22 protein-coding genes are annotated in these 22245 nt (G+C 62.1%); 9 read left to right on the top strand and 13 right to left on the bottom strand.

Annotated features, from left to right (window positions below):
• The first annotated feature begins 11 nt into the window (after nucleotides 1–11).
• Nucleotides 12–557, top strand: coding sequence for an acireductone dioxygenase (locus LOY35_RS20490; protein WP_258626354.1), 546 nt, complete (start codon nucleotides 12–14; stop codon nucleotides 555–557).
• 4 nt (nucleotides 558–561) lie between these two features.
• Nucleotides 562–1245 (top strand): acireductone synthase, encoded by a 684-nt coding sequence (mtnC, locus tag LOY35_RS20485; RefSeq protein ID WP_258626349.1) that lies wholly within the window; start codon nucleotides 562–564, stop codon nucleotides 1243–1245.
• 188 nt (nucleotides 1246–1433) lie between these two features.
• Here the strand turns inward: mtnC and LOY35_RS20480 are convergent, their stop codons facing one another.
• Nucleotides 1434–1712, bottom strand: coding sequence for a DUF3509 domain-containing protein (locus LOY35_RS20480; protein ID WP_041021541.1), 279 nt, complete (start codon nucleotides 1710–1712; stop codon nucleotides 1434–1436).
• Between the two features lie 349 nt (nucleotides 1713–2061).
• Between LOY35_RS20480 and LOY35_RS20475 the strand changes: the two genes are divergently transcribed.
• From LOY35_RS20475 to LOY35_RS20460, 4 genes are all read left to right on the top strand, one after another.
• Complete coding sequence (locus LOY35_RS20475) at nucleotides 2062–3888, top strand: long-chain-acyl-CoA synthetase (RefSeq protein ID WP_258626335.1); 1827 nt, start codon at nucleotides 2062–2064, stop codon at nucleotides 3886–3888.
• Between the two features lie 95 nt (nucleotides 3889–3983).
• A complete protein-coding gene (locus LOY35_RS20470; RefSeq protein ID WP_258626332.1) occupies nucleotides 3984–4502 on the top strand; it encodes an ankyrin repeat domain-containing protein in 519 nt (172 codons plus the stop codon).
• A 251-nt stretch (nucleotides 4503–4753) separates the two neighbouring features.
• The gene (locus LOY35_RS20465) at nucleotides 4754–5284 is read left to right on the top strand and encodes a hypothetical protein (protein ID WP_258626324.1); all 531 of its coding nucleotides are present in this window, start codon (nucleotides 4754–4756) and stop codon (nucleotides 5282–5284) included.
• 71 nt (nucleotides 5285–5355) lie between these two features.
• Nucleotides 5356–5547, top strand: coding sequence for a PLDc N-terminal domain-containing protein (locus tag LOY35_RS20460; RefSeq protein ID WP_041021537.1), 192 nt, complete (start codon nucleotides 5356–5358; stop codon nucleotides 5545–5547).
• Between the two features lie 54 nt (nucleotides 5548–5601).
• On the opposite strand, the gene LOY35_RS20455 is transcribed toward LOY35_RS20460, so the two are convergent.
• From LOY35_RS20455 to gcl, 9 genes are all read right to left on the bottom strand, one after another.
• Nucleotides 5602–6789: an MFS transporter gene (locus LOY35_RS20455; protein ID WP_258626321.1), complete on the bottom strand. Its 1188-nt coding sequence runs from the start codon at nucleotides 6787–6789 to the stop codon at nucleotides 5602–5604.
• A 278-nt stretch (nucleotides 6790–7067) separates the two neighbouring features.
• The gene (locus LOY35_RS20450; protein WP_258626315.1) at nucleotides 7068–8066 is read right to left on the bottom strand and encodes a sulfate ABC transporter substrate-binding protein; all 999 of its coding nucleotides are present in this window, start codon (nucleotides 8064–8066) and stop codon (nucleotides 7068–7070) included.
• Nucleotides 8067–8153: 87 nt separating this feature from the next.
• Entirely contained in the window at nucleotides 8154–8978 is an 825-nt protein-coding gene (locus LOY35_RS20445) for an ion transporter (RefSeq protein ID WP_144929609.1), read from the bottom strand.
• A gap of 19 nt (nucleotides 8979–8997) precedes the next feature.
• Nucleotides 8998–9900 (bottom strand): urea transporter, encoded by a 903-nt coding sequence (locus tag LOY35_RS20440; RefSeq protein ID WP_258626303.1) that lies wholly within the window; start codon nucleotides 9898–9900, stop codon nucleotides 8998–9000.
• Between the two features lie 117 nt (nucleotides 9901–10017).
• On the bottom strand, nucleotides 10018–11433 hold the full coding sequence (gene pyk / locus LOY35_RS20435) for a pyruvate kinase (RefSeq protein ID WP_258626300.1): 1416 nt from the start codon (nucleotides 11431–11433) through the stop codon (nucleotides 10018–10020).
• Nucleotides 11423–12703 (bottom strand): glycerate kinase, encoded by a 1281-nt coding sequence (locus LOY35_RS20430; RefSeq protein ID WP_258626296.1) that lies wholly within the window; start codon nucleotides 12701–12703, stop codon nucleotides 11423–11425. Before LOY35_RS20430 ends, pyk begins: the two co-directional genes overlap by 11 nt.
• Nucleotides 12704–12850: 147 nt before the next feature.
• Nucleotides 12851–13741 carry a 2-hydroxy-3-oxopropionate reductase gene (locus LOY35_RS20425; RefSeq protein ID WP_258626290.1) on the bottom strand — a complete coding sequence of 297 codons (891 nt, stop codon included), beginning with the start codon at nucleotides 13739–13741 and terminating at the stop codon, nucleotides 12851–12853.
• Nucleotides 13742–13924: 183 nt separating this feature from the next.
• Nucleotides 13925–14707, bottom strand: a complete 783-nt coding sequence (gene hyi, locus LOY35_RS20420) for a hydroxypyruvate isomerase (RefSeq protein ID WP_258626278.1) — start codon at nucleotides 14705–14707, stop codon at nucleotides 13925–13927.
• A gap of 154 nt (nucleotides 14708–14861) precedes the next feature.
• On the bottom strand, nucleotides 14862–16637 hold the full coding sequence (gene gcl, locus LOY35_RS20415) for a glyoxylate carboligase (RefSeq protein ID WP_055127360.1): 1776 nt from the start codon (nucleotides 16635–16637) through the stop codon (nucleotides 14862–14864).
• Nucleotides 16638–16902: 265 nt separating this feature from the next.
• Here gcl and LOY35_RS20410 point away from each other — a divergent pair, with 265 nt between their 5' ends.
• Entirely contained in the window at nucleotides 16903–17343 is a 441-nt protein-coding gene (locus LOY35_RS20410; protein ID WP_258626258.1) for a heme-binding protein, read from the top strand.
• A gap of 213 nt (nucleotides 17344–17556) precedes the next feature.
• A complete protein-coding gene (locus LOY35_RS20405; RefSeq protein ID WP_258626255.1) occupies nucleotides 17557–18015 on the top strand; it encodes an REP-associated tyrosine transposase in 459 nt (152 codons plus the stop codon).
• A 126-nt stretch (nucleotides 18016–18141) separates the two neighbouring features.
• Here the strand turns inward: LOY35_RS20405 and LOY35_RS20400 are convergent, their stop codons facing one another.
• A complete protein-coding gene (locus tag LOY35_RS20400) occupies nucleotides 18142–18756 on the bottom strand; it encodes a TetR/AcrR family transcriptional regulator (RefSeq protein ID WP_041024959.1) in 615 nt (204 codons plus the stop codon).
• A gap of 131 nt (nucleotides 18757–18887) precedes the next feature.
• Between LOY35_RS20400 and LOY35_RS20395 the strand changes: the two genes are divergently transcribed.
• Nucleotides 18888–19802 (top strand): DUF808 domain-containing protein, encoded by a 915-nt coding sequence (locus LOY35_RS20395; RefSeq protein ID WP_258626252.1) that lies wholly within the window; start codon nucleotides 18888–18890, stop codon nucleotides 19800–19802.
• 123 nt (nucleotides 19803–19925) lie between these two features.
• On the opposite strand, the gene LOY35_RS20390 is transcribed toward LOY35_RS20395, so the two are convergent.
• Nucleotides 19926–20699: a VacJ family lipoprotein gene (locus LOY35_RS20390; RefSeq protein WP_408981164.1), complete on the bottom strand. Its 774-nt coding sequence runs from the start codon at nucleotides 20697–20699 to the stop codon at nucleotides 19926–19928.
• Entirely contained in the window at nucleotides 20692–21990 is a 1299-nt protein-coding gene (locus LOY35_RS20385) for a serine/threonine protein kinase (RefSeq protein WP_258626249.1), read from the bottom strand. Before LOY35_RS20385 ends, LOY35_RS20390 begins: the two co-directional genes overlap by 8 nt.
• Nucleotides 21991–22245 lie beyond the last annotated feature (255 nt).

Here is a 22245-nt window from a genome sequence, read left to right as displayed (position 1 = left end):
GAGTCATTGCCATGAGCAGCCTGTCCGTTTACCACGTCTCGAGTCCCGACATCCCGAACAAGGTGCTGACCCACTTCGAAGACATCGCCGCGACCCTGGCCGAGCAAGGGGTTCGCTTCGACCGTTGGGAGGCCGCGACGAAAATCCAGCCTGGCGCGACCCAGGACGAAGTCATTACCGCCTACCGCAGCCAGATCGATCAATTGATGACTGAGCGCGGCTACATCACGGTCGATGTCATCAGCCTCAACAGCGATCATCCGCAAAAAGCCGAACTGCGCGCCAAGTTCCTCGATGAGCATCGCCACGGCGAGGACGAAGTGCGCTTTTTCGTCGCCGGACGTGGCCTGTTTACCCTGCACATCGATGACTACGTCTACGCCGTGTTGTGCGAAAAGAACGACCTGATCTCCGTACCGGCCGGCACACCGCACTGGTTCGACATGGGCGAGCACCCGCACTTCGTTGCCATTCGCCTGTTCAACAATCCGGAAGGCTGGGTCGCCAAGTTCACCGGCGACGACATCGCCAGCCGTTTCCCACGCCTGGAGGACTGAGCCCGTGTCGATCAAAGCCATCCTCACCGACATCGAAGGCACCACCAGCGCGGTGAGTTTCGTCTTCGACGTGCTCTTTCCCTACGCGGCGAAGCATTTACCGGCGTTTGTCCGTCAGCACGCCGACCGCGACGACGTGGCCGAGCAACTGGCGGCGGTGCGCCAGGACAGTGGCGAGCCGGACGCTGACGTCGAGCGGGTCGTCGCGATTCTGCTGGGCTGGATTGCCGAGGACCGCAAGGCCACGCCACTCAAGGCGTTGCAGGGCATGGTCTGGGAGCAGGGGTATCAGGCCGGGCAATTGAAAGGGCACGTGTACCCGGATGCGGTCGAGGCCCTCAAGCGTTGGCATCAGGCCGGCTACGGGCTCCATGTGTATTCATCGGGATCGATCCAGGCACAGAAGCTGATCTTCGGCTGCTCAGAGGCCGGCGACCTGTCATCGTTGTTCAGCGGTTACTTCGACACCACCTCAGGGCCCAAGCGCGAGGTGCAGTCCTATCAGCGGATCAGCCAGGCCATAGGCATTGCGCCGGATGAGATCCTGTTCCTGTCGGACATCGTCCAGGAACTGGATGCGGCCCGGGGGGCTGGCATGGCGACGTGTGGATTGGCTCGGGAGGGGGGGACGCTGGAAGGGCACGTCACGGTGAAGAGTTTCGCCGACATAAATCCCGAGGGTTTCTGAGGACCACCGCAAGCCCTGTGGCGAGGGGATTTATCCCCGTTGGGCTGCAAAGCAGCCCTATGCGGTCAACTCAATCTGTCTGATACACCGAGTTGTCTGGTTTTAGGGCTGCTTTGCAACCCAACGGGGATAGATCCCCTCGCCACAAAAGCCCAGTTGAGGGAGCCCAACTGGGCGAACTTCAAAGATCAAGCGCTGTGGTAAGTCGGCAGCGCGAAGCGATGCTGGCTCTGCAGCATGGTGATCTGCGGCAGCTCGCTGGCCTGTTCGGCCAAGTCACGACGGATAGCACTGATCACCCAGGACAACTGGTCCCCTGCGTGCAACTGGGCGTAGGAAATCGAACGTTTGAACTGTTTGCCTTCGCTGTTGCGCAATGTCAGCAGGATGCCGCCGTCCGGGCGAGCTTGTGTAGTCACTTCGTAGTTGGAAAACAGGGACGCGAACTTCTCTTGAATCATATTCATATGACTGCTCCTTGGTGGTGGCAAACCGTGGAGGAGAAGTTGCACTGACCATGCCAGCATTGGATCCTCTATAAATCCCTTTAAAAACAATGGGTTGGTTTTTTGCCGTTTTTTTGATTTCGTGCATCTTGCATGAATGGCCATCGTGCATCCTGCATTTTGCGTGGTCGGGCAATGATTTTTGGAACCAAATCGATTCCTGGCGCTCACGCTTCGCCTGTCCCCGCAGTGGATACAAAACATTGCAAAAACAGCGTGTACAGCGTGGCAACCGCTGGGTACTTTCGACCGACCATCACTGCCAGCCCGAAAGCAGGAACCGAGACCCGCAGGTCGAACAGGGAGTTTCATGAGTCGTACACCCAACGACGCCATTACCTGGGGCATGATGCTGCGCAAGCTGCCTTCCCTCCTCAGAGTCGTTCCCCGGATCATCAAGGGCCGCAAGCTCGCCAATGTCCGGGACCCGGCCCAACCCTGCGGCCTGGGCTGGAGTTTCGAGCAGGCCACGCAACGCAATCCCCAGGGCCCGGCGTTGCTGTGTGGCGACATTTCATTGAGTTATGCACAGGTCAACGAGCAGGCCAATCGCATCGCCCACTACTGGTTGGCGCAGGGCATCGGCAAGGGCGATTGCATCGCGATTTTTATCGAAAACCGTCCACACCTGTTGATAACACTGCTGGCGGCGGCGAAGGTTGGGGCGGTCAGCGCCATGATCAACACCTCGCAAACGGGCGATGCGCTGGTCCATAGCCTGGCGCTGGTTGCGCCGGTCGCCGTGGTGGTAGGGGATGAGCGGGTGCCGGCTTTCGAGGAGGTGCGCGGTCGGACCGCTTTGTCGAGCGCACGCATCTGGTGGCTGGCGGACGAGCACAGCGCCGCTGTTCCTTGCGGCTTTGTCGACCTGCTGGGCAACAGCGACAACTACCCCAGTGGCAACCCGGCCAGCAGCCGCCAGGTATTTTTCGACGACCCGTGTTTTTATCTCTACACCTCGGGCACCACCGGCCTGCCCAAGGCCGTGGTGTTCCGCCATGGGCGCTGGATGCGCACGGCCGCTCATTCTGGCCTGATTGCATTGGACATGCAGTCCGACGATGTTCTCTATTGCCCCTTGCCCCTGTATCACGCCACGGGATTGTGCGTGTGTTGGGGAGCGGCGATCTGTGGTGCGTCGGCTTTTGCGATCCGGCGCACCTTCAGCGCCGGCCGGTTCTGGAGCGATGTACGCCGTTATCGGGCGACCACGCTGGGTTACGCAGGGGAATTGTGCCGCTACCTGATCGATCAGCCGGCCAGCGGCGAAGACCGGCGCCATGAAGTAAAGAAGATGATCGGCAATGGCCTGCGACCGGGCGCCTGGGCTGCGTTCAAGGCCCGCTTCGGCGTCGAGCACATCTGTGAGCTGTACGCGGCCAGCGACGGCAATATCGGCTTCACCAACGCATTGAATTTCGATCATACCGTCGGGTTTTCCCTGACGGGCTGGGCGCTGGTGCGGTACGACCAGAGCAGCGGGATGCCGTTGCGCAATCTGCAAGGGCGGCTGCAGAAGGTGCCGAAGGGCCAGCCTGGCCTGTTGTTGGCGCGGATCGATGACAAGGCGCCCCTGGATGGCTGCACCGACCCGGCCCAGACCGAAGCAACCCTCTACCGGGACGCCTTCACCCCGGGCGACCGTTACTTCAACACCGGCGATCTGCTACGTGACCTTGGTTTTGGCCATGGGCAGTTCGTCGATCGTCTCGGCGACACCTTCCACTGGAAAGGCGAAAGCGTATCCGCCATGCAGGTTGAGAATGTCTTGCTGCAGCACCCGCAAGTGGCCGAGGCGGTGGTCTATGGGGTGGAGGTCAATGGCATCGACGGGCGCGCCGGCATGGCGGCCATCATCCCGGCCGAATCGCTGGCAATCCTGGATTTCAGCGAGCTGTTGCAGTTCCTGCAAGCCAGGCTGCCGGCCAGTGCGGTGCCGCTGTTCCTGCGCATCAAGGTAAAGATGGACATCACCGGCACCTTCAAATACCACAAGGCCCGGCTCAGGCGCGAAGCCTTCGACCCCTGCGTCATGGGCGATGAGCCGATCTACGCCTGGCTTCCCGGCATCGGGACCTATGTGCGCGTCGACCACCCATTGGCGACGCAGATCCAGGGTGGGCAGTTCTGCTATTGATTGTGGCTATAACGGGTACAGAGAAAAAGGGGATGACAGGCTCTGCGTCGCTCGGGAAACTAGCCGCATTCTCGAAGACTCAAGTGGAGTGCCCCATGTCCGATACAAGCCGCCAGATGACCCCGGAAGAGGCTGCGGAATTTGCCGAACAGGTGTTCAACGTGGCGCGCCAGGGCGACGCCGCGATGATGGCGGCCTTGCTGAGCAAAGGCTTGCCGCCCAACCTGCGTAACCACAAGGGTGACACCTTATTGATGCTGGCCGCTTATCACGGACACGTGGAGACGGTGAAGGTACTGCTGGAACACAAGGCCGATCCGGAAATCCGCAACGACAACGGCCAGAGCCCGATTGCCGGCGCGGCGTTCAAGGGCGACCTGGCGGTGGTCTCGACGTTGGTGGACGGGGGCGCACAGGTGGAAGGCGCGTCCTTCGATGGCCGCACGGCGCTGATGATGGCGGCGATGTTCAACCGGGTGGCAATCGTCGACTACCTGATCGGCAAAGGCGCGGACCCGAAGGCCAAGGACGCCAACGGCGTCTCGGCTCTGGATGCGGCCCGGACCATGGGCGCGGTGGATACCACGGCGCAGTTGGAGAAGTTGTTGGGTTGATATCTTTTACGAGTACGGCTCTTCAGTCTGCAATACCTTGTGGCGAGGGGATTTATCCCCGCTGGGGCGCGAAGCGGCCCCACAACCTGACAACTCGGTGTTCAGGTTATCTGGAGGGGCTGCTTCGCAGCCCAGCGGGGATAAATCCCCTCGCCACAAAAGCATTGATGCAGCGGGTCTGTTTCAGTCCCAGGCCGGGTGTGATCGGGTATCCTGCGTGCCCTTGAATTTCATTGCCACAGGATTCGCCCATGAAAGCCGCACTCGTCGAACTCATCAGCAAAATCAGCTCCGGCTGCCTGGGCGAGGCCGACATTGACAGGATTGCCGACGAAGCTGCCCAGGCTTACGCCGATCCGGCGGCTTTCCTGGCGGCCAACCCGGACATCAACTACGACGACACCTTTCCGATCCCGCTGGGCGAATGGGTGGTGGTGGGCAGCTTGCCGGACACCGTGCTGTTCCAGGCCGACACCTATGTGCAGTTGTTCGAGCAGATCGTCGCGTCGTTCGGCCCCGGCGTGGCGTTCAATCTCAAGCCCAAGCAACTGGCGAAAACCGAAGCCCTGACGGCGCTCAACCGCATCCAGATCCAGATGAGCAGCCTGAACAAGGAAGACGGCGGCTACGTGCTGATGAACTTCAGCCAGTTGCTCGACGATGAATTGCAGATGGTGCTGGTGTACGGCAACGACGTGCCGCGGGTGCTGGAGTTGTGCGCGCAAGTCGGCATCGCCGCCGCCCCCGCCCTGGAAGCCCTCAAGGTCGCGGTCCACGTCTGAAGCAATCAAACGGAACCCTCGCTGGAGGCGGACTATCCTAAGTGTGCATGTCATCACTTGGGAGCGACACCATGGGTTCCACCTTCAATGGCCTGGTTGGCCTGATCATCCTGGCGCTCGATATCTGGGCGATCATCAATGTACTCAAGAGTGGCGCGGAAACCGGGATGAAAATCCTCTGGGTACTGCTGATCCTGCTGTTGCCGGTATTGGGCCTGATCATCTGGGCGATTGCCGGGCCGCGAGGCAACGTGCGGGTTTGACAGTTCTGCTGCGGCGCCCGGCAGGTTTCGCCCGCCGGGCTTCTATCGATTCGATCAGGCCGCCGCCAACGCGTGCTTCTGCGACGTGCCGAGGAAGCGCAGCAGGGCCAGCAGCGGGAACGCGCTGCCAATGATTACTACCCACAACCAGCCGCCATGCTCGTACACCGCGCTGGCAATCGACGAGCCGAAGGCGCCGCCGACGAAGATGCTGGTCATGTACAAGGCATTGAGCCGGCCACGGCTTTTGGCATCCAGGGCATAGATGGTGCGCTGGCCCAGCACCATGTTCATCTGCACACAGAAATCCAATACCACGCCGGTGACCGCCAGGCCGATGACGCTATAGAGCGGATGGATGAATGCCGGCAGAAAACTCAGGCTGGCGAACAGCATCGCCAGCAGCGAGGCGATGCGGGTATGGCCGGCGTCGGCCAGTCGCCCGGCAATGGGAGCGGCGATGGCGCCGATGGCACCGACCAGGGCGAACAGGGCAATCTCGGTCTGGGACAGCCCATGGTTACGCGCCAGCTCCAGGGGCGCGGCGGTCCAGAACAGGCTGAACGTGGCGAACATGCAGGCCTGGTAGAGCGCCCGTTGGCGCAACTGCGGTTGTTGCCGCAGCAAGGTGCCGAGGGAGCCCAGCAGTTGTCCGTAGGTGGCGCTGTGATCGGGTTGGCGCTTGGGCACGGTGAACGCCAGGACGAGGCTGATCGCCGCCATCAATGCCGCCGCGATCATGAACATCGCGCGCCAGCCGAAGTAATCGGCCACCACGCTGGACACCGGTCGTGCCAGCAGGATCCCCAGCAGCAACCCACCCATGATCCCACCCACCACCCGACCCCGGGACGCTTCCGGGGTGAGATGCGCGGCCAGGGGAATCAGAACTTGCACCGACACCGAACTGAACCCCACCAGCAGCGAAACCAGCAGGAACACATTCGGCTGATCGGTGAACGCCGCGCCCAACAGGCTGGCAATCGCCACGAGGGTGGTGAGGATCATCAACCGGCGGTTTTCCAGCAGATCGCCCAGCGGCACCAGGAAGAACAGGCCCAGGGCATAACCGATCTGGGTCAGCGAGACGATCAGGCTGGCCATGGTGCTGGACAGGCCGACGTCGGGGGCGATCAGTTCGATGATGGGTTGGGCGTAATAGAGGTTGGCAACGATGGCGCCGCAGCAGAAGGCGAACAGCAGGACCATGCCTCGGGTCAGGGCGGTTGGATGGGCACTCATGGCAATCTCGTCATCGGGGGGGAAAGGATGGCCGTGAGGCTAAAGGCTCGCGGGCCTCTGGAACAGGCCCCGTGGTTGATATCAGACATGCCTGTCGTTGATGGTAGCGTATGTAGATCCGGATCGATCAACTGTGGCGAGGGGATTTATCCCCGCTGGGCTGCGCAGCGGCCCCCAGCGGTTTGTCTGATACGCTACGGGGCAATAACTCAGGGCCGCTTTGCGCCCCAGCGGGGATAAATCCCCTCGCCACAGGGCGCGCACGGCTTGCTTTCTTTTTACTGCCCGCTGTAGATCTGGTCGAAAACCCCACCGTCATTGAAGTGCGTCTTCTGCACGGTGCGCCAGTCGCCGAAGGTTTTTTCCACCGAGAGAAAATCCACTTTCGGGAAGCGGTCGGTGTATTTGGCCAGTACGGCAGGATCCCGTGGACGCAGGTAGTTGGCGGCGGCGATTTCCTGGCCTTCGGGCGACCACAGGTACTTGAGGTACGCCTCGGCGGCGACGCGGGAGCCCTTTCTCTCCACGACCTTGTCCACCACGGTCACCGGAGGCTCGGCCTCGGCGGACACGCTCGGGTAGACCACTTCGAACTGGTCGCGTCCGAATTCGCGGGCGATCATCTCGGCTTCGTTTTCAAAGGTCACCAGCACATCGCCGATCTGGTTGGTCATGAACGTGGTGGTCGCGGCACGACCGCCGGTGTCCAGCACAGGTGCCTGCTTGAACAGCTTGCCGACGAAGTCCTTGGCCTTGGTTTCATCGCCGCCGTTCTTCAGCACATAGCCCCAGGCCGACAGGTAGGTGTAGCGGCCGTTACCGGAGGTCTTCGGGTTGGGCACGATCACCTGCACGCCGTCCTTGAGCAGGTCGGGCCAGTCTTTCAGGGCCTTGGGGTTGCCCTTGCGCACGATGAACACCGTGGCCGAGGTGAACGGGGCGCTGTGGTCCGGCAAGCGGCTGACCCAGTCCTCGGGCACCAGTTTGCCGTTGTCCGCCAGGGCGTTGATGTCGGTGGCCATGTTCATGGTGATGACATCCGCCGGCAGCCCGTCGATGACCGAGCGTGCCTGCTTGCTCGAGCCGCCGAAGGACATCTGCACGGTGATGTTCTCGTTGTGCTCGGCCTGCCAGTGCTTCTGGAAGGCGGCGTTGTAATCCTTGTAGAAGTCGCGCATCACGTCGTAGGACACGTTGAGCAGTGTCGGGGCGGCGTGAGCCAGGCTGCCGAAGGTCAGGCCGGCGGCGAGAAGGGTGACGCCAAAGAAGTTCTTCACTGCGAATTCCTTTTTATTGAAAGGGGTGTCCAGGCCAGCACACTAGCGGCAGGCCTTTTGGCCGGCAAGCATCAAAAAGTGCTTTGCTTATTCCAGTTTCCTGAACAGCGCATTGCCACAGCGGGAGCAGAACGCGGCTCCATGTTCGTGATTGTTTTTGCTGCACACCGGGCAATCGTGCTTGAGCTGGTCACCGCGCATGGCGGTGGCCAGTTCCGCGGTGAAGATACCGGTGGGCACGGCGATGATCGAATAACCGGTGATCATCACCAGGGACGAAACCACCTGGCCCAGGGGCGTCTTGGGCACGATGTCGCCGAAGCCCACGGTGGTCAGGGTCACGATAGCCCAGTAGATGCCCTTGGGAATGCTGGTGAAGCCATGCTCCGGGCCTTCGATGACGTACATCAACGTGCCGAACACCGTCACCAGGGTAGAGACGCTGACCAGGAACACGATGATTTTCTGCTTGCTGCCCCGCAGCGCCGCCATCAGGTAATTGGCTTGCTTGAGGTAGGGGCTGAGCTTGAGCACCCGAAAGATCCGCAGCATGCGGATGATCCGGATGATCAGCAGGTACTGGGCATCGCTGTAGTACAGCGCCAGGATCCCCGGCACGATTGCCAGCAGGTCCACCAGGCCGTAGAAACTGAACGCATAGCGCAGGGGCTTGGGCGAGCAATACAAGCGCAGGCCGTACTCGACGAGGAAGATGAAGGTGAAACCCCATTCGATCCCGGCCAGCAGGGCCGCATAATTCTTGTGCACGCTGTCGATGCTGTCGAGCATCACGATCACCAGGCTGGCGAGGATGATCAGCAGCAACGCACTGTCGAAGCGTCGACCGGCCACGGTGTCGGTCTGGAAAATCATGATGTAGAGGCGTTCACGCCAGTTGTCGGTGCTGTCCATAACCTTCGCCTGATTCAAGTCAGCGAAGCCTAGGGCGATTGCCCCGCAGAGCGCAAGGCGCGGTGTCGAGTCTGGCCTGTTGCCACGCCCGAACCGTGGCGCGGACCAGCCAGCCTGCGAGGATGAAAGGGGCGGTCAGCGGCGCCAGGCCGAGGGCGGCGAACCCCGGCGTGAGCAGGATTGCCAAGAGGATGCCCACGAGCGGCAGCCAGGGTGAGCGTCGCGCTTGGCTGAGCGCCAGCGCCACCAGGGCCGGGTTGTAGCCAGCCAGCCCTGACAGGGCGGCTGCGTTTTCATGCTGCAGCAAGGCGAAGGCCAGGCCGGCGGCCGAACCGAACAATGCCCAGCTGGCAGCGCGCGGGTTGGCCAGCAGCATGCCTGTCGCAATCAGTGCTCCGGCCAACGGCTGGTCGAGAAACATCACCTGGCCCAATCCGTTCAACCAGCCGGTCAGCAGGTTGGGCACTGTCAGTTCGACCGCCAGGGCTGGCGGCTGCAGCGGGGCGAACCCCAGCAGCAGCCAGCCCAGCCCCACGAAGGGCGCGGTGTAGGCGGGCAGGCATCGCGGGCCACGGGTGCGCTTGAGCCATTGCTGGGTCAGCATCGCGCTGAGGCCGCCGCCCGCGATGACCAGCGGCGGCAGCAAGACGGACCAGGGCAAGACCAGGCCCGCCAGCAACCCCAGCAGGATGCCGTTGTAGCTGAACAGCCCGGCCTGGCGATCCGCCTTGGGGTAATCGCGCCGCTGGGCCGTGAGCAACCCGGCCACGCCACCCAGCAACGCCCACCCGAACAAGGCCGGCGCGCTGAACAGGATTGCCAGCAGGCACAACAGGCCGCACAGCGGATGACGCTGGAGGAAGATCTGGCTGAAGCCGTTGAGCAGGGCGGTGGCCCAGTCGGGGCAGTGGGTGTTGGGCATGATGGGGTGGTGTGTCTGATGGACCGAGTCGACCTCATCGCGAGCAGGCTCGCTCCCACAAGGTTTGGCGTAATCCCTGTGGGAGCGAGCCTGCTCGCGATGGGGCCAGTACAAGCGCTAGATCAACGTCTCGATGCGCAACGAGTTGGTCGACCCCGGCTGCCCGAACGGCACGCCCGCGGTGATCAACAGCGTATCGCCGCGCTGCGCCATGCCTTGGGCCTGGGCAATTTCCAGGGCGGTGGAACACACTTCATCCACCTGCCGCAGCCGATCGTTGACCACCGAGTGCACGCCCCAGGCCACCGTCAAGCGGCGGGCGGCCTGAAGGTTCGGCGTGAGGTTGAGGATCGGCACCGTCGGCCGTTCCCGCGCGGCTCGCAGGCTGGAACTGCCCGATTCGCTGTAGTTCACCAGCACCGCCACCGGCAGGACGTTGCTGATGCGACGGATTGCACAGCTGATGGCGTCCGATACCGTGGCCTCGGCTTTCGGTCGGCTGACGTCCAGTTGGGTCTGGTAATCCGGGCCGTTTTCGACCTGGCGGATGATCTTGCTCATCATCTGCACGGCTTCGAGGGGGTAATCGCCCGACGCGGTTTCCGCCGATAGCATCACCGCATCGGCACCTTCGGCCACGGCGTTGGCGACGTCGGTGACCTCAGCCCGAGTGGGCGCCGGGGAGAAGCGCATCGATTCCAGCATCTGGGTTGCCACCACCACCGGTTTGCCGAGGGCGCGGCAGGTGCCGATGATGTTCTTCTGGATCTGCGGCACGCTCTCGGCCGGCACTTCAACGCCCAGGTCGCCACGGGCAACCATGATCGCATCGCTCAACTCGGCGATTTCCCGCAGTTGGGCCACCGCCGACGGCTTCTCGATCTTGGCCATCAGGAATGCCTTGTCGCCAATCAATGCGCGGGCTTCGCGGATGTCTTCGGGACGTTGGACGAACGACAGCGCCACCCAATCCACGCCCAATTCCAGGCCGAAGCTCAGGTCGCGACGGTCCTTGGCGGTCAACGGGCTCAGGTCGAGCACGGCCTGGGGCACGTTCACGCCTTTGCGGTCCGACAGTTCGCCACCGTTGAGCACTTCGGTGTCGATGGCGTCGCTGTGCCGGGCAACCACCCGCAGGCGCAGCTTGCCGTCATCCAGCAGCAGGTCCATGCCCGGCTCCAGGGCCGCGATGATTTCCGGGTGGGGCAGGTTGACCCGGCGTTGATCGCCGGGCGTCGGGTCCAGGTCCAGGCGCAGGGCCTGGCCGCGTTGCAGCAGGACCTTGCCGTCGGCGAACCGGCCGACCCGCAGCTTCGGGCCTTGCAGGTCCATCAGGATACCCAGCGGGTAGTTGAGCTGCTGCTCCACTTGGCGAATCCATTGGTAGCGCTGGGCGTGGTCGGCGTGATCGCCGTGGCTGAAGTTCAGGCGGAAGATGTTCACCCCGGCCCGCACCAGCTCATGGATGTCGTCGATCCCGCGTGTGGCGGGGCCGAGGGTGGCGAGGATCTTGACCTTTTTGTCAGGCGTCATGGGCGGGGTTCTCGAGGATCAGGATGGCGCGGAAGTCGTTGACGTTGGTGCGGGTCGGCTCGGTGACGATCAGCGCATCCAGCGCGGCGAAATAGCCGTAGCCGTTGTTGTTGTCCAGCTCGTCGCTGGCGCTCAGGCCCAGCTCGGCGGCACGGCGATAACTGTCTGGGGTCATGATGGCGCCGGCGTTGTCCTCGGAGCCGTCGATGCCGTCGGTGTCGCCGGCCAGTGCATAAATGCCGGGGTGCCCCTTGAGGTTGTCGGTCAGGCTCAGCAGGAATTCGGCATTGCGACCACCTCGGCCGTGGCCGCGCACGGTTACCGTGGTTTCGCCGCCGGAGAGGATCACGCAGGGCGCTGCCAGGGGCTGGCCGTACCGGGCGATTTGCCGGGCGATGCCGGCATGGACTTTCGCCACTTCCCGGGACTCGCCCTCCAGGTCGCCAAGGATCAGCGGGCTGAAACCGGCCTGACGGGCTTTCACCGCTGCCGCTTCCAGGGATTGCTGGGGGCGGGCGATCAATTGGAAATGGCTGCGGGCCAGGCTTGGGTCGCCGGGCTTGACGGTTTCCGACTCCGGGCTGTGCAGCCAGCTATGCACCGACGCCGGGACCTCGATGCTGTAGCGCTTGAGGATCGCCAGGGCTTCGGCCGATGTGCTGGGGTCGGCCACGGTGGGGCCGGACGCGATGACCGTGGCGAGGTCGCCCGGCACATCGGAAATCGCATAGGTGTAGACCGTCGCGGGCCAGCAGGCCTTGCCCAGGCGTCCGCCCTTGATCGCCGAAAGGTGCTTGCGCACGCAGTTCATCTCACCGATGGTGGCGCCGGATTTGAGCAAGGCTTTGTTGATCGCTTGCTTGTCGGCCAGGGTAATACCGGCCGCAGGCAGTGCCAGCAACGCCGAACCACCGCCGGACAACAGGAAGATCACCCGGTCGTCTTCCGTCAGATTGCTGACCAGTTCCAGCACCCGTCCGGCTACTGCCAGGCCGGCCGCGTCGGGCACGGGATGGGCGGCTTCCACCACCTCGATTTTCTGGCAAGGCGCGCCATGGCCGTAGCGGGTCACCACCAGGCCGCTGACCTCGCCCTGCCAGCAACGCTCGACCACCTGCGCCATCGCCGCGGCGGCCTTGCCGGCGCCGATGACAATCACCCGGCCGCTACGGTCGGCTGGCAGATACTGTTCAAGGACTTGCTGCGGATGGGCCGCGTCGATGGCTGCGGCAAACAGCTCGCGGAGCAATTGTTGCGGATCGACCGACATGGCGGGCTCCCGATTCTTATTATTGGATTGATGCGGTCTCTTGTGGGAGCGAGCCTGCTCGCGATAGCGGTGGTTCGGTCAACAACATCGTTGACTGTGAAATAGCCATCGCGAGCAGGCTCGCTCCCACAGGGTTTGGGGCAGGTGTCAGTTATCGCGAATCGAGAAATTCGCCATGTGCTCCAGCCCCTTGATCAGCGCCGAGTGATCCCAGTTGCTGCCGCCGATGGCCGCGCAGGTACTGAACACTTGCTGGGCGTTGGCGGTGTTGGGCAGGTTGATGTTCAGTTCCCGGGCACCTTGCAGGGCGAGGTTCAGGTCCTTCTGGTGCAGGCTGATGCGGAAGCCCGGATCGAAGGTGCCCTTGATCATGCGCTCGCCGTGCACTTCCAGGATCTTCGACGAAGCAAACCCACCCATCAGCGCTTCGCGGACCTTGGCCGGGTCGGCGCCGTTCTTCGAAGCGAACAGCAGGGCTTCGGCCACGGCCTGGATGTTCAGCGCCACGATGATCTGGTTGGCGACCTTGGCGGTCTGGCCGTCGCCGTTGCCGCCCACCAGGGTGATGTTCTTGCCCATGGCCTGGAACAGCGGCAGGGCGCGTTCAAAAGCGCTGCTGTCGCCACCGACCATGATGCTCAGGGTCGCGGCCTTGGCGCCGACTTCGCCACCGGACACTGGGGCATCGAGGTACTGCGCGCCTTTCTCATTGATCTTCGCCGCGAACGCCTTGGTGGCGGTGGGGGAGATCGAGCTCATGTCGATCACCACCTTGCCCGCGCCCACACCCGCCGCGACGCCATCGGCGCGGAACAGCACGTCGTCGACCTGGGGCGTGTCCGGGACCATGACGATGATGAACTCGGCTTCCTGGGCGACTTCCTTCGGATTGGCCAGGGCCACCGCGCCAGCGGCCAGCAGATCAGCGGGAGCCGGGTCGTGGTGTTGGGACAGGAACAGGCTGTGCCCGGCCTTCTGCAGGTTCAGGGCCATGGGGTGACCCATGATGCCGGTGCCGATGAATCCGATTTTAGCCATGGGGAAATCCTCTTGTTTTGTTGCTGTTTCAGGCGAATGAGGGAGTGCTTTTATGTGGGAGCGAGCTTCTGTGGGAGCAAGGCTTGCCCGCGATAACATCGGCTCGGTACCAGGATGAACCGAGGTGCCTACATCGCGGGCAAGCCTTGCTCCCACACGGGCCAGCTCCCACAAGAGTGCATGTCAGATCGCGTTATGGGTTTTCAGCCAGTTCAAACCCGCTTCGGTGCTGGTCAACGGCTTGTATTCGCAGCCGACCCAACCCTGGTAGCCGATGCGGTCCAGGTGTTCGAACAGGAAGCGATAGTTGATCTCGCCGGTGCCCGGCTCGTTGCGTCCCGGGTTGTCCGCCAGTTGCACATGGTTGATCTCGTCCAGGTGCGCCGACAGGGTCCGGGCCAGGTCACCTTCCATGATCTGCATGTGGTAGATGTCGTACTGCAGGAACAGATTGGCGCTGCCCACCTGCTCGCGGATCGACAGGGCCTGGGCGGTGTTGTTCAGGTAGAAGCCGGGGATGTCACGGGTATTGATGGCTTCCATCACCAACTTGATGCCCTTGTCCTGCAGCTTCTCGGCGGCGTACTTCAGGTTGGCGACGAAGGTCTTGCGCACCAGGGCTTCGTCGCAGTTCTGCGGGCAGATCCCGGCCAGGCAGTTGACCTGGGTATTGCCCAGTACCTGGGCGTAGGCAATCGCCAGGTCGACGCCGGCGCGGAACTCCTCGACGCGGTCTGGCAGGCAGGCAATGCCACGCTCGCCCTTGGCCCAGTCACCGGCCGGCAGGTTGAACAGCACCTGGGTCAGGCCGTTGGCGTCGAGCAGGGCCTTGAGTTCAGCGGAGCTGTAGTCGTAGGGGAACAGGTATTCGACACCCGTGAAACCGGCCTTGGCGGCCGCTTCGAAGCGGGCGAGGAAATCCTGTTCGGTAAACAGCATGGACAGGTTGGCGGCGAAACGCGGCATGACAGTCTCCTATGAATATTCTGAAGCCGTTGTGAGAGTGGGCCTCTGTGGGAGCGAGGCTTGCCCGCGATCACATCGCCTCGGTATCAAGATGAACCGAGGCGTCTCCATCGCGGGCAAGCCTTGCTCCCACACGAGCTCGCTCCCACAGGGGTCAATCGAGCAACGAAATGGCCGTCGGCGCGTCGTTGCCCACCAGTGCCAGGTCTTCGAATTCGTTGACGGCGTTGATCTCGGTGCCCATGGAAATATTGGTCACCCGCTCCAGGATGACCTCGACGATCACCGGCACCTTGAACTCCTCGATCATTTCCTGGGCCTTGCGCAGTGCCGGCTGGATGCCGGACGGTTCGAACACCCGCAGTGCCTTGCAGCCCAGGCCCTCGGCGACGGCGATGTGGTCCACCCCATAACCGTTGAGTTCCGGCGCGTTGAGGTTGTCGAAGGACAGCTGGACGCAGTAGTCCATGTCGAACCCGCGCTGTGCCTGGCGAATCAGGCCCAGGTAGGAGTTGTTCACCACGACGTGGATGTACGGCAGCTTGAACTGTGCGCCCACCGCCAGTTCTTCAATCATGAACTGGAAGTCGTAGTCCCCCGACAAGGCCACGACCTTGCGGCTCGGATCGGCCTTGACCACCCCCAGCGCGGCTGGAATGGTCCAGCCCAAGGGACCGGCCTGGCCGCAGTTGATCCAGTGACGTGGCTTGTAGACATGCAGGAATTGCGCGCCGGCGATCTGCGACAGGCCGATGGTGCTGACGTAGCAGGTGTCCTTGCCGAACACCTGGTTCATTTCTTCGTAGACGCGCTGGGGCTTGACCGGCACGTTGTCGAAGTGTGTCTTGCGTTGCAGGCTGGCCTTGCGCTGCTGGCAGTCCTGCAACCAGGCGCTGCGGTTTTTCAGTTTGCCGGCGGCCTGCCATTCACGGGCGACTTCGATGAACACCGTCAGTGCCGAGGCGGCGTCGGAGACGATGCCCAGGTCCGGGGTGAACACGCGGCCGATCTGGGTCGGTTCGATGTCCACGTGAATGAACCGGCGACCTTCGGTGTAGACATCCACCGAACCGGTGTGGCGGTTGGCCCAGCGGTTGCCGACACCCAGCACCAGGTCCGACTTCAGCAGCGTCGCGTTGCCGTAGCGGTGGGACGTCTGCAGGCCGACCATGCCGACCATCAGCGGATGGTCGTCCGGGATCGTGCCCCAGCCCATCAGTGTGGGGATCACCGGGATTCCGGTCAGCTCGGCGAACTCCACCAGCAGCTCGCTGGCATCGGCATTGATGATGCCGCCACCGGCCACGAGCAAGGGCCGCTCGGCCTGATCGAGCATCGCCAGGGCTTTCTCGACCTGCGCACGGTTGGCCGCGGGTTTGGCCAGCGGCAGTGGTTGGTAGGTATCGATGTCGAACTCGATCTCGGCCATTTGCACATCGAAGGGCAGGTCGATCAGTACCGGGCCGGGGCGGCCGGAGCGCATCTCGAAGAACGCTTTCTGGAACGCGTAGGGCACCTGGCCTGGTTCCAGGACGGTGGTCGCCCACTTGGTCACCGGTTTGACGATGCTGGTGATGTCCACCGCCTGGAAATCTTCCTTGTGCAGGCGGGCACGAGGGGCTTGCCCGGTGATGCACAGGATCGGGATCGAGTCGGCCGAGGCGCTGTAGAGCCCGGTGACCATATCGGTGCCGGCCGGGCCCGACGTGCCGATGCAGACGCCAATGTTGCCAGCCTTGGTGCGGGTGTAGCCCTCAGCCATGTGCGAGGCACCTTCAACGTGGCGCGCGAGGACATGATCGATGCCACCCACCTTCTGCAGGGCGGAGTACAGCGGGTTGATCGCGGCACCCGGAATACCGAAGGCGGTGTCCACGCCTTCACGGCGCATCACCAGAACGGCGGCTTCGATTGCTCTCATTTTGCTCATGGTTTTGTGCCTCTTACGTTTTGTAATTGTATACAAGTGGCTTTTCGGCGAGTTTATTCACGGCGAACGGTATAGGTCAATCCTTTTCCTCAGGTGCCTGTTTCATTCGTCGGAAGGCCGATAATCCTGTGGCTTTTCGTCGCGCATGGCGTTTTGCGAAAATTATTGTATACAAAAACAAATTAAATTGTGGTCTATTTGTTGTGTAAGGGTTTGCCTAAGGTGAAACCCAGAAGGCTTTCCAACAACAAAAAGGACAGCATCCATGAGCGCTCTAACCTTGAACGTCGCCGTCAACCTGGCGGAGCAAGCCCTTGTCGCGGGCCGTGAAATCAACGCCGCACCCCTGACTGTCGCGATCCTCGACAACGGCGGGCACCTGATTGCCCTGCAGCGCGAGGACGGCGCCAGCCTGCTCCGCCCCCAGATCGCCATCGGTAAGGCCTGGGGCGCCATTGCCCTGGGTAAAGGCTCACGCCTGCTGGCCCAGGACGCCCAACAACGCCCAGCCTTCATCGCCGCGTTGAACAGCCTGGGGCAGGGCAGCGTCGTGCCGGTTCCGGGTGGGGTGTTGATCAGGGATCAGGCGGGGCAGGTGCTGGGCGCGATTGGAATCAGTGGCGATCTGTCGGATGTCGATGAGCAGGTGGCTGTCAGGGCTGTGGAGGTGATGGGGTTGTGGGCGGATGCGGGGGTGGTTGTTTGATTCTGCATTGACTGACCTATCGCTATCGCGAGCAGGCTCGCTCCCACAGGTTTCGATGGGTGGACACAAAATGTATCAACACCGCAATTCCCCTGTGGGAGCGAGCCTGCTCGCGATGACAATCTCTCAGACACATCCTGCTAATGGTCTGCCCCGCATCCCTGCATTCATAGGTCTAGCCTTGCCCGGGACTCGATGACAAAGGGGCACGGAATGCCTGATTTACCCGCTTCGCACCGACTGCGCCTCGGCCGTTGTGCGGAGTCCAGTCGTATATATCTATTAACCGCAAACACCTTCGACCGGATGCCAATCTTCAGTGACTTTGTCTTGGGAAGATTGGTTGTCGAGCAGTTTCGAAAAGCTGAGGATCTGGGCCTTGCCAACTCATTGGCGTGGGTCGTCATGCCGGATCACTTCCATTGGTTGATCGAATTGCGCAGGGGGGCGCTAAGCGGCTTGATGCAAAGGACAAAATCATTGAGTACCAAGTCCGTGAACCTGCGGCTTGGCCGGAAACTCGGCCTTTGGCAGCCAGGTTTTCATGACCGGGCGCTGCGGCGGGAAGAAGATCTGGTCAAGCTTGCCCGATATGTTGTGGCTAACCCATTGCGGGCTGGCTTGGTCAAACGGTTTGGCGATTATCCGTTGTGGGATGCGATTTGGGTTTGATTTGGAACCGAGTCGCCTTTATCGCGAGCAGGCTCGCTCCCACAGGGTTTGGCTGTGAATATGATTCAGCAAACGATCGAAATCCCTTGTGGGAGCGAGCCTGCTCGCGATAAAGGCGACTCGATGCTAAGCCTGGCGATCCAACTCACACCCCTTCAACACCAACCGGATAATCGTCTGCGCCGCCGCTTCATAATCGGCTTCATCCAGCTTCGCCTTGCCGGTGATGGCGGTGATCTGCCAGTCGAAATCGGCGTAGGTCTGGGTGGCGGCCCAGATGCTGAACATCAGGTGGTTGGGGTCGATGGGGGCGATCTGGCCGCGGTCGATCCAGGTCTGGATGCAGTCGATGTTGTGCCGGGCCTGGGCGTTGAGTTGTTCTACCAGGTCGGGGCTCAGGTGGGGGGCGCCGTGCATGATCTCGCTCGCGAAGACCTTCGAGGCGAAGGGCAGGTCGCGGGAAATGCGGATCTTGGAGCGGATGTAGTGGCTTAGCACTTCGCCGGGCACGCCGTCGGCGTTGAACGGGGTCGAGGCCTGGAGGATCGGCTCGATGATGCTTTCCAGAACCTCGCGGTAGAGGTTTTCCTTGGATTTGAAATAGTAGTAGACGTTGGGTTTGGGCAGGCCCGCCTTGGCCGCGATGTCGCTGGTCTTGGTCGCCGCGAAGCCCTTGTCGGCAAATTCCTCGCTGGCGGCACGCAGGATGAGTTCTTTGTTGCGCTCGCGGATAGTGCTCATAAACCCAGGGGTTCCTTGCCTGTTCTGGCGGTGGCGCATGGTAGCACCGGCCTCGCGCGACGCTCAAGAATGCCCCGTGGCACGGCGGCTCGCGGTATGCTGCGCGGCATTATCATTCAAGGAGCCCCACCATGGCCGGAAGCAGTTTGTTGGTGTTGATCGACGATATCGCCACCGTGCTCGACGATGTCGCACTGATGACCAAGATGGCCGCCAAGAAAACCGCCGGCGTGCTTGGCGACGATCTGGCGCTCAACGCCCAGCAGGTGTCCGGCGTGCGAGCCGAGCGAGAGCTGCCGGTGGTTTGGGCTGTGGCGAAGGGCTCATTCATCAACAAGCTGATCCTCGTGCCGTCGGCCCTGGCGATCAGTGCCTTTGTGCCCTGGCTGGTGACGCCGCTGTTGATGGTGGGTGGTGCCTACCTGTGTTTCGAGGGGTTCGAAAAACTTGCCCACAAGTTCCTCCACAGCCCGGCCGAAGACCAGGCCGAGCATGCGCAACTGGTCGAGGCCGTGGCCGATCCGGCGGTGGACCTGGTGGCGTTTGAGAAGGACAAGATCAAGGGCGCGGTGCGTACCGATTTCATCCTGTCGGCGGAGATCATCGCCATCACCCTCGGCACCGTCGCCGACGCACCGCTGACCCAACAGGTGATCGTGCTGTCGGGCATCGCTGTTGTCATGACTGTCGGCGTCTATGGCCTGGTGGCCGGGATCGTCAAGCTCGATGACCTGGGGCTGTGGCTGACACAGAAGCCGGGGCAGGTTGCCAGAAGCATCGGTGACGCCATCCTGCGCGCCGCGCCGTACATGATGAAAAGCCTGTCGGTGATCGGCACGGCGGCGATGTTCCTGGTGGGCGGCGGCATCCTCACCCATGGCGTGCCGGTGGTGCATCACTGGATCGAAGCCGTGGCAGCAAGTGCCGGCGGGGCCGGGTTTATCGTGCCGATGTTGCTCAATGCGGTGGCGGGGATTGTCGCGGGGGCGGTGGTGCTGGCGGGGGTGATGGTGGTGGGCAAGCTCTGGAAGGCGCTGAAAGGCTGAGCCTGACAACCCAAAACAACTGTGGGAGCGAGCCTGCTCGCGATTGCGGCGTGTCATCCAATAGAGATATTGGCTGATACACCGCAATCGCGAGCAGGCTCGCTCCCACAGGGGGGGCGACGGCTACTCGGCAATCTGCAACTTGCGCGATTCCGTGTACACGTAGCGCACCTTTTCATACTCGAACGGCGAGTTCAGCTGGCCATAGCGGAAGCTGGTCTGGTAGCGCTTGTCCACGCCGCGCAGGAGCAGCAGTTCCGGGTGGTTGGCGCTGACTTCCGAGACGTTCAGGAAGTTGATCGCCGACTCGGCCGTGTAGTCCACCAGCAGCCCTGAAGTATCCCGCAGGTTGGAAGGACCGAAGATCGGCAGCACGAAGTAGGCGCCGGCCGGTACGCCGTAGAAGCCCAGGGTCTGGCCGAAGTCTTCGCTCTGGCGCGGCAGGCCCATGGAGGTGGCGGGATCCCACAGGCCGGCGACGCCGATCGTGGTGTTGAGCAGCAGTCGCGCCGTGGTTTCCATCGAACGCTTGCCCTTGAATTGCAGCAGGCTGTTCATCAGGTTCGGCACGTCCCCCAGGTTATTGAAGAAGTTGCTGACGCCGGTGCGCACGAAACTCGGGGTGACGTAGCGGTAGCCATCGACCACCGGCAGGAACACCCATTGGTCGAAACGGTAGTTGAAGTGATAGACGCGACGGTTCCAGGATTCGAGCGGGTCATAGACGTTCAACGCGTTGAGGGTCGAACGCTCGAATTCGCGCTGGTCCAGGCCCGGATTGAACTTGAGCCTGGTCAGCGGTTGCTTGAAGCCGTCGGCATCCACCGTGCCCTGGTCATCGGCGTGAACCGCGCCCGCACCCATTAACGCAACGAGAAGCAGGAGGTATTTAGCCACGGAAGAACTCCAGCATGGCGTCGCTGTTGACGCGGTAATTGAGGTTGCCGCAGTGGCCGCCCAGTGGATACACCGTCAGGCGGTCGCCAAAGGTCTTGCGCAGGAAGCCCAGGTCGCCAGGGCCGAGGATGACGTCGTCGGCGTTGTGCATCACGGCAATTTTCGGGCTTTCGTGCAGGTAATCCTTCAGGGCGTAGAGGCTGACCTGGTCGACCAGTTGCAGCAGGCTGCCGCCGTCGGTCCGCGCGCGCCACATCGGGATCACTTGTTCAGTGAGGTAGCAGTCGAAATCGCATTGCAGCGCACGCTTGAGAAACGGCGTCAGGCTGGTGCTTTCGGTGATCGGGAATTTGGGTGGGGTAATCAGGCCGCGACGGTTGATCAGGTCCGAAGTGAATGCGATATCGGCTGCCGAGAAACGGAACGAGGTGCCGATCAGCATCGCCATCTGTTCGTTGCTCAGGTGTTGCTTGGACTGCTGGAAGTCATAAAGGAGGGCATCGTTGAGGTCGATGTAGCCTTTTTGCTGGAAGTAGCGGGTCAGCTTGTTCAACACCACTTCATAGAAAGTCGTGGTGCTGTTGATGCCCTTGACCTGGGTCTGGACCAGTTTGTCCAGGTTGGTGACCGAGGTATAGAGGTTCACCGGCGGGTTCAGCAGCAGCACTTTCTTGAAATTGAAGCTGCGCCGGGTTTCGTCCAGGTGCGCGACAAAGGCTGCGTCCAGCGCGCCGAGGCTGTAGCCGGTGAGGTAGTACTCGGTCACCGGCACCTTGGGGTTCTGCGCGCGCACGGCTTGCATGACCCGGTACATGTCTTCGGCATCTTCCTTGGTGATGCCCGGGGTGGCGAAGCGCGAGGCGGCGCTCATGAAGTCGAAACTGGTGGGCGATGACAACTGCACCACGTGGTAGCCGGCCTTATAGTAGAGGCGCTTGAGGTATTCGTTGAGGGTGCTGTCGTACCGTGCACCGGTCCCGGCGATCAGGAAGATCAGCGGTGCCGGTTTGTCCTGGGTGGCCATGCGGTAGGTGAGACTTTTCACTGGCCAGAAGTTGTCCGGCAGGATGAACTCGCGTTCCGGGCGCAGGGTAACGCTGTAGTCCGCCTGGTCGATGTCCTCGATCAAGGGCAACTCGGGCCGCAGGTCAGGCGGGGTGGTCGCGATGGTCGCCTCGAACGGGTTGGTCAAGGGGTAGCCATAACTGGCGGCGTCGATATCCACCGCCAGCGCGGACGCACTCAGGATAAGGCCGCCGATCAGGGCAGCGAAGCGCAAGGAACGGAGCATGACTGGATCCCTTAGAGGATGGTGCCGAATGAGGTTCGCAGGCTATGACCACTGAAGCGAAACCAAGTGCCATGACCGGCAATAAACAGGTTTGAGTGGGCGCGCGATAGCAACGGGACGATACACGGAGTGGTGGTTGGTGGCTAGTTGCCTACACTTGTCGTGGATGGCGTTCTGATGTCGCTCCTCGCTGTTTCGATGTCGCTAACAGATCAGGTTCAAGATCGGCGCAGGTTGATGATCGTTGCATCAGTA

The organism is Pseudomonas sp. B21-028 (genome assembly GCF_024749045.1).
GTDB lineage: Bacteria > Pseudomonadota > Gammaproteobacteria > Pseudomonadales > Pseudomonadaceae > Aquipseudomonas.
Note: the sequence above shows the minus strand (reverse complement) of the source record. Positions and strands in the feature narration are given on the sequence as shown.